The sequence below is a fragment of the Blautia sp. AF17-9LB genome, assembly GCF_003479185.1.
Classification (GTDB): Bacteria; Bacillota; Clostridia; order Lachnospirales; family Lachnospiraceae; genus Fusicatenibacter; species Fusicatenibacter saccharivorans.
In genome coordinates, this window is sequence record NZ_QUGU01000011.1 from 84,129 (window position 1) to 94,284 (window position 10,156).

Genomic DNA, 10,156 nt, shown 5'->3' on the forward strand with positions numbered 1-10,156 from the left:
TGGATCTGTATCTATAACTTTACAGCTTTGACTGGTATGAGGTGACTCAGACCACAGCTTTTCGTCTATTACTGTTAATCAGTTTGTTAACGCATCGACGTTTTTATTTACGTGATTACACAGCCGAATTCTCTGTGGAAGACAGCAGTGCTCAAAATATTTATCAGGAGGTATAAACCTATGTCAATGTACTTTATTGGAATTGATATTTCCAAGTACAAACATGATTGCTGCATCATTTCTGCAGCTGATCAAAAAGTAGTTTCTAAAGTCACAATCAAAAACAATAAAGCCGGCTTTAATGAACTGCTTACAATCATTCATTCTCTCGCAAATCCTGCAGACATAAGAATAGGGTTTGAATCAACTGCCCATTATGCTCTCAATCTTGAACTCTTCCTTGAAAATTCTCTCCTAACCTTCATGGAAGTAAATCCTGTTCTCATCAGTGAATACAAGAAATCAAAAACACTTAGGCGTACAAAAACCGACTCTGTTGACTGCGAATCAATAGCTCGTTGGTTAATGACTGTTGAATACAAACCCCATTCAAAAGGATTTTACCACGCTTACTCTTTAAAGTCATTAACTCGTTTACGCGATAAACTTATCCGACAGCGTTCTTTCTATCTTATTAAAATCACAAATGTGTTAGATCATACATTCCCTGAGTTTAAACCATTCTTTAATGAACGCTTATCCAAAACTGCTCTTTATCTGCTTGAAAACTATGGTTCTGCTGAAAAGATGGCTCGTATGAACTCAGCCTCTTATGAAAAGCTACGTTCCTTATCCCGGGGGAAGTTTTCACCACAGCAATTTCTACGACTAAAAGAACTTGCTGCCAATACTGTTGGTGTAAATAACTCTATTTTTGATGTAGAGCTGAACAGTCTTTTATCTTTATACAAATCCCTTGTAAAAGAGATTAATACCATTGAAAAAGAAATCAACAAACTAATTGAAGAAGTACATCCTCACTATATGTCAGTTCCTGGAATCGGACCATTATCAGCAGCTGTAATCTATTCTGAATACGGCGATATATCTAACTTCACTAATCCAGGACAAATGCTTGCATTTGCTGGAATAGAACCAGGAATCAACGAATCTGGTACTGAATCTCACGGAGGTAAGATGGTTAAGCGTGGATCATCCCAGCTCCGCTACACACTTATCAATTGTTGTCTACCGTTAATCCGCTTTGACATGACATTTGCAACTTACTATGCCAAGAAACGCGGAGAAGGCAAACCACATCGAGTAGCCATTACTCATGTAGCCAAAAAGCTTATTAGAGTCATCTACGCATTGGAGAGGCAAGATATCGACTTTAATGCACAGAAACTTCGTTAATCTCTAGTGGATTAATACTAATTTCTCCCATCTGAAATACGATGTATTCAGATGGCTTATTAAAGTTACCCATTTTTACAATTCAAAAAAATTTCAAAATTCTCTTGACTGTTTATAGTTTGTCACCTCGATCTTTCATAACTTTCTTCCGCACTTAGGGCAGTAGTTAATATTTGCAACTGCTTCACTTTCTCCACCTGCGTATAACCCAAATTTATTTGTTTTAGAATTCCACAACATGGACAAACGTGTATAATCGTCTTCTTCTATTGGTTGTTCCATATCAAAGGCTGCGTCTCCATAATATTCTTCTTTGTATAGTTCTGTATTGCACCATTTACATTTATCCATTAAATACCTCCTGAAACTTAGATTTCCTCGTATCCTAAAACTTTTAGACAATGTATAAATCCATCAATTTCATCTTCTTGAACCATTTCTTTTTGTTCATATCCATCATCATTTATATAAACTGTATAATAATCGCAAATTTTCATTCCAATATAAAAAGTTTGTTCCATATCAACTATTCCTTCCGTAGTAAACCTAGATTTCCTCTTGTTTTTTACAAATTTTATCCAACGATTCATATATTTTTCCATTAATATATATGTTTTCAGTAATCATTTTCAAGATTTGTTTTGCTTCGTCTAAAGTATTTATTTTGTCAATTGCATCTGGCTTATTTTTTATTATCTGTTTGTATAAACCATATATATTGTTTTTATTATTCCAATCGGCAGAATATCCACCTAAAATATTTATATTTCGTATTCCAATTTGTTCATTAACTCTTACTTGTTCTTTTCTTTCGATATTCCATATAGAATACCCTTTTTCTCTAAACATTTCTATTACCTTAACAATATCATCCGATACACAAGTACCGCTAAATAATGAGCCGTCCATTTGAAAAACTCCATATACGCTATATTTATGCTTTGTCATTTTTAATTATCCTTTCCGTCCAAAGAAAACTTGGTTTCATTTTATTATTCTTCAAATTTTCTGTTATTTATAATGTCATATTTTCCATAATTTTGTTCAATTCCATTCCATAAAAATGTAAGTTTTCCATCTGGATATAGACTTATACAAGTATTCGTAACTAGATCTGGATTTTCTTTTGAATGATAATACATTCCACCTTTTTCATGTTCGTACATTTGTACATATGTATAACCGTCCAAATATATTTCTTTTGGATATTTCATATAATCACCTCAATATTATATTCTCCATTATGACGAAAATGGGACTGTCTTTGTAACAATCCCATTTCTCTTTTAAAACTATCGTTTGCATTCCATACAAACGTCTTTTCCATCATAATCATCAGGTCGCTCATAATGTCCAGGAAAACAATGCACACAACTATAACATGATTGATCCCATCCCATTGGACATTTCTTTGTCTCTTTTGCTTCATGCGTATAAATATGTTTTTCTTCATAATAACCCATAGTTTTTAACATATTATACTTCCTATTTTTCCGCTAAATCGTAATCTGAACCATTCACAAATTCTCCATCTGTATTTATGTCACAATATTCAAGTGCATATTCTTCTACATCAACGCAATCAGGATGCTCGTCATATGTACATTTATATTTTGCCAATTCTGCTTTTGCTTCATTGAGCTGATCGTATGTCCATCGTTTTAATTCTTCTGGATCAGTATTGGGTCCATAAATACAATCTCCTTCAGAGTAATTTTTGAACTGTTTTTTCGTATAAGATCCTTCAGCATGTCTTAAAATAATTGTATTATAATATTCTCCCATTCTATTTTCCTCCAACTTTTATATAATTATTTATATTATATCATATTCCTCAGCAATAACATAGTTTTTCTATGCAGTTTCACCCAACAAAATTTTTCTAAACAAACTTTCAAATATCGGAACACAAATACTATTGCCAGCCTGTTTATATAATGCCATTCTATATCTTCCTCGTTTCTGTTGGACAGATGCAGCTGCTTCATAATCCTGATCCGTATATCCCATAAGTCGCCAGCATTCTCTTTCTGTAAGATACCTATACTTTCCGTTATGTAAGTCAATCACCTGCGCCGGTGTCCGATCCTGGCGAGTAGTGATTGTATAAGCATAATCATTGATAACTGTCGCTCTTCTAATTCCAGTTGCACCAATGCATTCCAAAATGCTAGGCTGTGTCACTTCATATACTGGGTCAACTTTCTTTTCCAGAAAGCTATGTATATCTCTCATCGGCATCCGGATTAGATCAGAAAAATCAAATTTCTTTCCGTCCAAACAGCTTACTGTAAAGTAGCGTTCCCTTGCTTGTGGAAGACCAAATTCTCTTGCGTCTAATAGTTCATATGTACTTGTATATCCAAGTTTACTTAATTCTTCCATATATCTGTCGTGATTATGTACCATATATTTACTTCTGACATTTTTAACATTTTCCCAAATCACATATTTTGGTTTCCATTCTCCCATCTGTTTAATAATATTAATTGTTTCCCACATAAGACTCGATCTTGTTCCAGACCCTTCTTCTGCGCCAGCTCCATGATTTATTCTTCCATTTCTGGTAGCTGTGCCTTGATGTCCAGCAACAGACATATCATTGCAAGGAGAACCATGTATCAGAATATCTGGACGAAGATTGTATCCGACCACTGTTTGCGTTTTATACGGAAGATCTTTTGCGAACATTGCATTATATGATCTGACTGCTGCTTCGTCAATCTCGACATAATCAATTGATTTAACAGGAATACCGATATTCCGTAATGCGCACCGTGGGCTTCCAATTCCACCGAATAGTTCTAAAATTTGTACCATAATAATTTCCTTTCTTATATGAGGCGGTAAACAGGAAGTCTACCGCCTCGTTGATGATTAGATAATATTTTTCATGATTTCTACAGATTCTTTTTGTGCTTTTTCTTCCATTCCTCTTACATATAACAGCGTTGTATTAATTGATGCATGATGTAAATTTTTCTGTACAAGCACAATATCACCCGTTGCGTTGTACAATGTAGTACCATATGTTGCCCTTAGTTTATGTGGACTAATTGTTTTTCCTTTTATATTACAAGCATATTTTTTTGTAATATCTGAAATTGCACTTGTTGACAATCTCTTTCCGGTTTTCCCAAGAAATAGAGCAGGTGTATCGCGTACTGTTACAAGTTGATCTCTGTATGCCAACCATTTCTGCAATTCATCTAAAACTTTTGGAATTAAAATGAATGTATGAACTTTCTTTCCCTTATCTGTTACAATCAGAGTTCCTTTATCCATATTTAAGTTCTCTATATCCATATTGGATAATGCTGCACAACGTACACCTGTAGAAAGGAAAAGTTTTATAACTGCAATATCCCTTTGTGACCAAATGGCTGATGGTTTCCTTGTTTTCCCTGTTAGCTTATGGTCTACATTATAAAGATACGTTTGTGTTTCTTCTGGAGTCAAATAACTCTTTTCTCTTCTTTCTATTGTTCTCTGTTGCTCTCTCTTTTTTGGCTTCGTAATTTCTTCCATATAATTTTTCGAAAAAATTTTATATGCAAACATACATTTTGAAAAAAGTTTTAGTGCAGAATAAACTGCAATTTGATAAGAAGAAACTGTTTCTAATCCATTGTCTTTATCTTGTATTTTTGCCATATAGGATACAAAATCTCTCAGTTCAAGATCTTCTTCTTTTTCTTTTCCTGTGAACTGTAGAAATTTTAATACATCACACATGTAAACATATTTTGTCTTTTCTGATAAATCATGCATATATAAAAGGAAGTCTTGTAGATTCTTAGACTTCCCTTTCATAATGTTTTCGATTTTTCGTTTATATTTAAGTTTTTCTTCCTCTAAGCCTGTCTGGACTTTTTCATTCATTTTATTCCTCCAATTATAAATCGGCAATCGCAGCAATAATTATAATAATAATGACCCCAATTGCAACAAATGTTCCATAGTATCCCACGGCATATTCAAGTGACATAATATCTTCCTCCTAAAATTTAACTACTCAAAAATGTATGACGGAAACATCAGCTCTAACTCCTCTTTTGAAATTTCCATATTTTTGTTTTGGCTTTTAAATTCTTCATCGAATTGATGATTTAATTTCAAAACATTGTAAGCACTTTCAATCACCCACTCCCTGATAAACTCCATATCTGATTCCGACAAATCATATCCATATAGTTCTACATACCTAATCAACTTCTTTCTTATATTTGTTTGTGCTGGGTTCCATTTCTTTTCCAAATTCTCGAACTTACACACATCCGTTTGACAATATTCCTTGAACGTTTTTCTTTTCATATATTCTCCTTTCTTTGCAACAAAAAACCGGCACATTTTTGTACCGGTTAATAACGTTCCTCTTTTTTGATTTTATCCAATTTCTCTTTCTTTTGATTGATGTGTCGGACTTTTGCTCGTGGCCTATATTTATCACAGTGTTGACAATAATGATGGTGATCTGCTTCTCTCCCCTTACTACATTGTCCTGCGCAAATATAGTATAAACATGGTGTTTCTCTTGTCTTACTCATCTTTTATCTACTCCTATCGGCATGATAATATAACCAGAAATACGGAACCCTCTGGACGCAAGTTCTTTTAAATCTGTTGCAATTCTACCTTCTTTCAATAATTTATGCATATTACAATGGATAGTGCCTTTGCTTTTAATTCCAACACCTTTTCCAATCTCGTCATAAGACGGAGCATAACCATGCTCAAAAATGTAGTCTTTGCAAAATTCATAGATTTTATCTGTTGTGTCCTGTATGTTATCATATTTATTTACCATAATTATTCTCCCTTCTTTTTAAAAACATCACTAACCTGCCACGAAATCATCTCATTTCCAAGCTCAATAACTCTATCATTGAAATTTTGAACAAAATCCGCTGTAATAACTTTTGCAATATTTACATTGGTTGGTTCTATATCACCTTCGACCAATGCATTTATAATATCATCTTTTGTCCAGGTAGTGTTCATATCTTTGCATTTTTCTAGTTCAGATATCGAAATTGTTTCTTCGATGGCGTCAAAATCAATACATCCATAACCAATTCTCTCTCCGTTTTCAGCTAAATATAACATATAAAACATTCCTTCATTTTCGCCATTACCCCGTAACTCATCAATGTTGTTGCCATATACAATATCAATTAAATTCCCTTCCCATGGATGATCTGCATAAAAGTCACAATCATAACCATCTTCTGCATCGTATCTGTCATCTTCTTCTGTTACAATCATCATGTACTTCTTATCTGTTCTCATATTCTTTACCTCCACTTTTATATATTGAACCTCTTCTGTCTTATACTTCATAATCAAACTCGCTTAGACCGCCACTATCCATTACGTAAGCTTGTGCTGCTTCTGTATACGTTCCATCAAAATTTCCATTTTCAGTATCGTAATCACTAACATGATTTTCAATTTCAGATTCATAGAACGAAAAAATATTTGTAATTAAATTTTCCATTTCAGTTCTAGGTTCATATCCCTGTTTTCTGATCCATACTGCCATTCGATCATAATCACACCATTTCTCTTTCGGATATTGTGAGTAATCCTTTTCCTCTGTCCATCGTCCAAACCAATCAACCATATTTATACCGCCTTTCTGATAATTATTTTTCAACTTTTTTCATAGCAATTTCAATCCGTGAACCGTCTGGAAGATTCCACATTCTTTTCATATTATTCACCACCTAACAAATTCCGTTTTCTCTAAATTCTACAAGCAGCCCATACATCCGTCCTTTCTTTTCAAAGAAATCGTTCCAATTAGATAATTCTTCGATCGAATAATTCTGATTGTACATATCTGCTTGCCATTCAATTGCTTTATCTCTCCACTTTACTTTTTGTTTTACATAACTTTCATGTCGTGATAACGCTCTATGTTTTGTATAATCTGACTGTCTCATAATCTATTCTCCTTTTCTGCAATTAAAAAACAGACAACATATAGTTATCTGTTTCTACACATCAAAATTATATTCTGGATAAAGATATTCCAAATTCAAATCTTCCTCGAACCAGCAATGATCTGAAATATCCGGAATATCTACAATTACATGATCTGAGTGTGTTTCTTTTATTTCTCCATTATGCCATTTACCTGTGTCTGGATCATGATACTTAACTTTTTGTTTTACCTTGAATAAATGTGTTAAATTTGCCATAATTTTTTATCTCCGTTTCTTGGGTCAATATAATCATCGCCATATTCTTCTTGATCTTCTTTATTGTAGATAATGCTTACATCACATTTTGGAATGTTATATTTATTATCATGTTTCCATTCTGTGAATAGTTTTCGTGCTTCATTTTCACTTGTTGCACAAAACTGAATCGACCCATAGCCATCTACATTTTCATCATAACAAAATTGATATGTATACATACATTTAGTCCTCCGTTATAAAAATAATTCTATAATATAAAGTGCAATTTTGTTCCAGTAATTTTTCCATTTTTATATGATGAATCAAGTAATCTATATAATCCTGTTTCTTTTTCTTTTCCATTGTAGCTTTCTAGAAAATCTTTATAATTACCTTCATACATCTCATTATAAATTTCATCAAAATCATGATTATCCACATCTCCAGTTACCTCAACATAACCGCCTTTCTCTTTGTAAGACACATTATGTAACAATACAACTTCATCACTGTTAATTGTATTTTGAATATCGGCATATGCTTTAAGTAACATGCCTTTCTTACCACAAACATCAAAATCAAAATAATATGCATCTAGTTCTAATGTTCCTTGTATATAATCCTCGTATACTTGCTCTTTAATTTCGCTTTTTGTATATAGCATATAATAACCTCCACTTTTTCATATTTGGTTTTATCTGTGTTATAATACTATTTAAATCTCCGTTTTTTATGTATTATCTTTGTTTTATATATACGTTCTCCATATTTTCGATCCGTCCACATAGTAAGTTCAATACTAATTTCAATTTTTCCATATCATCATATTCGAACGCCAATATAAGACCTTTAATTGTTTTATTTCTATATTCTTCATCATCATATACATTCTGACAAACATGAGCAAATTCTTTCTGCTAACTTTTCGTCATTCGCTTCTTTTTTCCCAGTCATACACCGGAATGTCATCAATAACATCTGCGTCTCTATCCATTCGGATCAAGTCAATTCCATTTATCCATGCATACTGAAGTAAGATCCGTAAATCTTTTGGCATATCACTGATGTTAGTTTCTTTTTGAGCTGGTACACTGATAAAAACACCTTCTTCATATTCATAAGTATATGGTGGCTCCATGGCATTGAGTCCTTCAAACGTTTTCTGTTTTAAATGTGCCGTGCTAATTTCTAGATATTTTCTTTCATTTGTTTTCATATTTTGATTCTCCCTTCTGAAATCCTTGTTTCATTTTTCTATTATTCTCCAACAAAAAGGAACCATACACTATTTTGTATGATTCCTTCGTTAATTTTATTCTGGCAATATTTTATAAGTTAATTGGTTCATCATTCTCATCATATTCAATCGGATAAATCTTCGCTGCATAACCAATATTTTTTAATTTATCATAAATTTCCATTGTAATTGTTTCGCCACCTACTGACCATTCAAGCGAAAATCTACTATCATTGTTTTCAATGATTTCAATCAAATGATCTAATAATTCTTCTGTATTACTTGCCCTTTCCTTCTGTTTATCAATATTATTCATAATCAAACCTCTTTTCATGAATCAAATTACACCATATACAAAATCGCATGTTATTTGCAGAATAAAGATGTCTTCCACATTTGTTACATCTTTGCCTTATCATAACCATAAAATAGAACCTCCTTGAAATGTGCTTTTCATTGTGTTATTCTCGCATATTTTAATGGATATTTCGAAAAATCCAAATATTCAGAATTATATACACTAGGAATAAATTTTCTAAAATCATCATAGTACCATGCTTTCCATAATTCTGTTCCGGTCTTTGCAAATTCCCTAGTGGCTTCTTGAAATGCGTCATATAACGTCATGTTATATACTTCCATATTTTCTTTTGTTCTTTCTTTTACCTTTTTAGGAACTCTACCAATTATCAAATCATCGTCATAAAACATATTCATACTCCTTTTTTTATGAGAAGTTTTCATTGCTATTTTACTTTGTCCAATCCAAATAAAGCATCAGGAAAACTTCTCTTTATTTCTTCAAAATTTTCAAAGCAATCTGCATATCTATCTGTGCCATCTTCTATGTTCAATACGAGAAAACTTCTATCTCCATCATTCCATAATGTTCTTGCATCATGTTCTGAAATAATATCAAACCATTTTGAAAAATATTCTTCTGTAAACATTTCAATTCCTCCAATCTTTTAATTTATTAGTTTATCAAACCCTATCTTATTATTCTCTGTCTTGTTGTACTAAAAAAGCAGATAACTTTTTCGTCACCTGCTTTCCTTAAATATTACGAAACTGCATCTCCGTATCATTTCATAATCTCTACATCCTTTATAATTATCACACATCCAATTATAAATCTCTGTATCAGACATATTATGAAATTTTAGAATATGTTTTCTGCATTCATCTAAGATATATCCTTCCATATTTTACTCCTCAATTTCTTCAACATCACTTTCATCATAATGAGTATCTGCTATTGGAATACATCTATCAGATTCCAATTTTTCTTCCGCTATTCTAAGTGCTTCAGTTTCATTTTCTGCCTCTACTTCATATTCTTCATATGTTGTAAATGTCACACTATACTTCTTCATAA

23 protein-coding genes are annotated in these 10,156 nt (G+C 32.5%); 1 reads left to right on the forward strand and 22 read right to left on the reverse strand.

The features are described 5' to 3' along the window. Nucleotides 1-180: 180 nt before the first annotated feature. Entirely contained in the window at nt 181-1,356 is a 1,176-nt protein-coding gene (locus DWX00_RS12705) for an IS110 family transposase (protein WP_118595432.1), read from the forward strand. Between the two features lie 135 nt (nt 1,357-1,491). Here the strand turns inward: DWX00_RS12705 and DWX00_RS12710 are convergent, their stop codons facing one another. The 22 genes from DWX00_RS12710 to DWX00_RS19690 form a co-directional block, all read right to left on the reverse strand. After that, nucleotides 1,492-1,707, reverse strand: a complete 216-nt coding sequence (locus tag DWX00_RS12710) for a hypothetical protein (protein WP_118595433.1) — start codon at nt 1,705-1,707, stop codon at nt 1,492-1,494. Between the two features lie 17 nt (nt 1,708-1,724). Continuing rightward, entirely contained in the window at nt 1,725-1,877 is a 153-nt protein-coding gene (locus DWX00_RS19685) for a hypothetical protein (protein WP_158578848.1), read from the reverse strand. Nucleotides 1,878-1,902: 25 nt separating this feature from the next. Then, complete coding sequence (locus tag DWX00_RS12715; protein WP_118595434.1) at nt 1,903-2,304, reverse strand: hypothetical protein; 402 nt, start codon at nt 2,302-2,304, stop codon at nt 1,903-1,905. 44 nt (nt 2,305-2,348) lie between these two features. Then, on the reverse strand, nt 2,349-2,570 hold the full coding sequence (locus tag DWX00_RS12720; RefSeq protein WP_118595435.1) for a hypothetical protein: 222 nt from the start codon (nt 2,568-2,570) through the stop codon (nt 2,349-2,351). A gap of 78 nt (nt 2,571-2,648) precedes the next feature. Further along, nucleotides 2,649-2,831 (reverse strand): hypothetical protein, encoded by a 183-nt coding sequence (locus DWX00_RS12725; protein ID WP_147398261.1) that lies wholly within the window; start codon nt 2,829-2,831, stop codon nt 2,649-2,651. Nucleotides 2,832-2,841: 10 nt separating this feature from the next. Beyond that, nucleotides 2,842-3,141, reverse strand: coding sequence for a hypothetical protein (locus DWX00_RS12730; RefSeq protein WP_118595437.1), 300 nt, complete (start codon nt 3,139-3,141; stop codon nt 2,842-2,844). Between the two features lie 69 nt (nt 3,142-3,210). Continuing rightward, nucleotides 3,211-4,176, reverse strand: a complete 966-nt coding sequence (locus DWX00_RS12735) for a DNA cytosine methyltransferase (protein ID WP_118595438.1) — start codon at nt 4,174-4,176, stop codon at nt 3,211-3,213. Nucleotides 4,177-4,233: 57 nt separating this feature from the next. Then, nucleotides 4,234-5,238: a tyrosine-type recombinase/integrase gene (locus DWX00_RS12740; protein ID WP_118595439.1), complete on the reverse strand. Its 1,005-nt coding sequence runs from the start codon at nt 5,236-5,238 to the stop codon at nt 4,234-4,236. A 129-nt stretch (nt 5,239-5,367) separates the two neighbouring features. Further along, nucleotides 5,368-5,670, reverse strand: a complete 303-nt coding sequence (locus DWX00_RS12745) for a hypothetical protein (protein ID WP_118595440.1) — start codon at nt 5,668-5,670, stop codon at nt 5,368-5,370. 47 nt (nt 5,671-5,717) lie between these two features. Beyond that, complete coding sequence (locus tag DWX00_RS12750; protein WP_118595441.1) at nt 5,718-5,903, reverse strand: hypothetical protein; 186 nt, start codon at nt 5,901-5,903, stop codon at nt 5,718-5,720. Continuing rightward, nucleotides 5,900-6,163 (reverse strand): LexA family protein, encoded by a 264-nt coding sequence (locus tag DWX00_RS12755; RefSeq protein ID WP_118595442.1) that lies wholly within the window; start codon nt 6,161-6,163, stop codon nt 5,900-5,902. The genes DWX00_RS12750 and DWX00_RS12755 overlap by 4 nt, the downstream gene beginning before the upstream one ends. Nucleotides 6,164-6,165: 2 nt before the next feature. Then, a complete protein-coding gene (locus DWX00_RS12760; protein WP_147398262.1) occupies nt 6,166-6,645 on the reverse strand; it encodes a hypothetical protein in 480 nt (159 codons plus the stop codon). A 40-nt stretch (nt 6,646-6,685) separates the two neighbouring features. Beyond that, the gene (locus DWX00_RS12765) at nt 6,686-6,979 is read right to left on the reverse strand and encodes a hypothetical protein (protein ID WP_118595444.1); all 294 of its coding nucleotides are present in this window, start codon (nt 6,977-6,979) and stop codon (nt 6,686-6,688) included. A 103-nt stretch (nt 6,980-7,082) separates the two neighbouring features. Then, nucleotides 7,083-7,301: a hypothetical protein gene (locus DWX00_RS12770; RefSeq protein WP_118595445.1), complete on the reverse strand. Its 219-nt coding sequence runs from the start codon at nt 7,299-7,301 to the stop codon at nt 7,083-7,085. A gap of 54 nt (nt 7,302-7,355) precedes the next feature. After that, nucleotides 7,356-7,559, reverse strand: a complete 204-nt coding sequence (locus tag DWX00_RS12775) for a hypothetical protein (RefSeq protein ID WP_118595446.1) — start codon at nt 7,557-7,559, stop codon at nt 7,356-7,358. Continuing rightward, a complete protein-coding gene (locus tag DWX00_RS12780) occupies nt 7,547-7,780 on the reverse strand; it encodes a hypothetical protein (RefSeq protein ID WP_118595447.1) in 234 nt (77 codons plus the stop codon). The genes DWX00_RS12775 and DWX00_RS12780 overlap by 13 nt, the downstream gene beginning before the upstream one ends. Before the next feature lie 29 nt (nt 7,781-7,809). Then, on the reverse strand, nt 7,810-8,205 hold the full coding sequence (locus DWX00_RS12785; RefSeq protein WP_118595448.1) for a hypothetical protein: 396 nt from the start codon (nt 8,203-8,205) through the stop codon (nt 7,810-7,812). A 264-nt stretch (nt 8,206-8,469) separates the two neighbouring features. Beyond that, complete coding sequence (locus DWX00_RS12790; protein WP_118595449.1) at nt 8,470-8,757, reverse strand: DUF5983 family protein; 288 nt, start codon at nt 8,755-8,757, stop codon at nt 8,470-8,472. A 112-nt stretch (nt 8,758-8,869) separates the two neighbouring features. Continuing rightward, nucleotides 8,870-9,094 carry a hypothetical protein gene (locus tag DWX00_RS12795; protein WP_118595450.1) on the reverse strand — a complete coding sequence of 75 codons (225 nt, stop codon included), beginning with the start codon at nt 9,092-9,094 and terminating at the stop codon, nt 8,870-8,872. A gap of 137 nt (nt 9,095-9,231) precedes the next feature. Continuing rightward, nucleotides 9,232-9,489, reverse strand: a complete 258-nt coding sequence (locus tag DWX00_RS12800) for a hypothetical protein (RefSeq protein ID WP_118595451.1) — start codon at nt 9,487-9,489, stop codon at nt 9,232-9,234. Nucleotides 9,490-9,524: 35 nt separating this feature from the next. Further along, entirely contained in the window at nt 9,525-9,728 is a 204-nt protein-coding gene (locus DWX00_RS12805; RefSeq protein WP_118595452.1) for a hypothetical protein, read from the reverse strand. Between the two features lie 258 nt (nt 9,729-9,986). Beyond that, nucleotides 9,987-10,154, reverse strand: a complete 168-nt coding sequence (locus DWX00_RS19690) for a hypothetical protein (protein WP_158578850.1) — start codon at nt 10,152-10,154, stop codon at nt 9,987-9,989. Nucleotides 10,155-10,156 lie beyond the last annotated feature (2 nt).

Coding starts and splice junctions, on each gene's coding strand:
- DWX00_RS12795 (WP_118595450.1), bottom strand. CDS start 9,094: ATGAATAATATTGATAAACAGAAGGAAAGGGCAAGTAATACAGAAGAA.
- DWX00_RS12750 (WP_118595441.1), bottom strand. CDS start 5,903: ATGAGTAAGACAAGAGAAACACCATGTTTATACTATATTTGCGCAGGA.
- DWX00_RS12785 (WP_118595448.1), bottom strand. CDS start 8,205: ATGCTATATACAAAAAGCGAAATTAAAGAGCAAGTATACGAGGATTAT.
- DWX00_RS12705 (WP_118595432.1), top strand. CDS start 181: ATGTCAATGTACTTTATTGGAATTGATATTTCCAAGTACAAACATGAT.
- DWX00_RS12740 (WP_118595439.1), bottom strand. CDS start 5,238: ATGAATGAAAAAGTCCAGACAGGCTTAGAGGAAGAAAAACTTAAATAT.
- DWX00_RS12715 (WP_118595434.1), bottom strand. CDS start 2,304: ATGACAAAGCATAAATATAGCGTATATGGAGTTTTTCAAATGGACGGC.
- DWX00_RS12755 (WP_118595442.1), bottom strand. CDS start 6,163: ATGGTAAATAAATATGATAACATACAGGACACAACAGATAAAATCTAT.
- DWX00_RS12780 (WP_118595447.1), bottom strand. CDS start 7,780: ATGTATACATATCAATTTTGTTATGATGAAAATGTAGATGGCTATGGG.
- DWX00_RS12710 (WP_118595433.1), bottom strand. CDS start 1,707: ATGGATAAATGTAAATGGTGCAATACAGAACTATACAAAGAAGAATAT.
- DWX00_RS12760 (WP_147398262.1), bottom strand. CDS start 6,645: ATGAGAACAGATAAGAAGTACATGATGATTGTAACAGAAGAAGATGAC.
- DWX00_RS12725 (WP_147398261.1), bottom strand. CDS start 2,831: ATGTTAAAAACTATGGGTTATTATGAAGAAAAACATATTTATACGCAT.
- DWX00_RS12800 (WP_118595451.1), bottom strand. CDS start 9,489: ATGTTTTATGACGATGATTTGATAATTGGTAGAGTTCCTAAAAAGGTA.
- DWX00_RS12805 (WP_118595452.1), bottom strand. CDS start 9,728: ATGTTTACAGAAGAATATTTTTCAAAATGGTTTGATATTATTTCAGAA.
- DWX00_RS12720 (WP_118595435.1), bottom strand. CDS start 2,570: ATGAAATATCCAAAAGAAATATATTTGGACGGTTATACATATGTACAA.
- DWX00_RS19690 (WP_158578850.1), bottom strand. CDS start 10,154: ATGAAGAAGTATAGTGTGACATTTACAACATATGAAGAATATGAAGTA.
- DWX00_RS19685 (WP_158578848.1), bottom strand. CDS start 1,877: ATGGAACAAACTTTTTATATTGGAATGAAAATTTGCGATTATTATACA.
- DWX00_RS12790 (WP_118595449.1), bottom strand. CDS start 8,757: ATGAAAACAAATGAAAGAAAATATCTAGAAATTAGCACGGCACATTTA.
- DWX00_RS12770 (WP_118595445.1), bottom strand. CDS start 7,301: ATGAGACAGTCAGATTATACAAAACATAGAGCGTTATCACGACATGAA.
- DWX00_RS12730 (WP_118595437.1), bottom strand. CDS start 3,141: ATGGGAGAATATTATAATACAATTATTTTAAGACATGCTGAAGGATCT.
- DWX00_RS12775 (WP_118595446.1), bottom strand. CDS start 7,559: ATGGCAAATTTAACACATTTATTCAAGGTAAAACAAAAAGTTAAGTAT.
- DWX00_RS12745 (WP_118595440.1), bottom strand. CDS start 5,670: ATGAAAAGAAAAACGTTCAAGGAATATTGTCAAACGGATGTGTGTAAG.
- DWX00_RS12735 (WP_118595438.1), bottom strand. CDS start 4,176: ATGGTACAAATTTTAGAACTATTCGGTGGAATTGGAAGCCCACGGTGC.
- DWX00_RS12765 (WP_118595444.1), bottom strand. CDS start 6,979: ATGGTTGATTGGTTTGGACGATGGACAGAGGAAAAGGATTACTCACAA.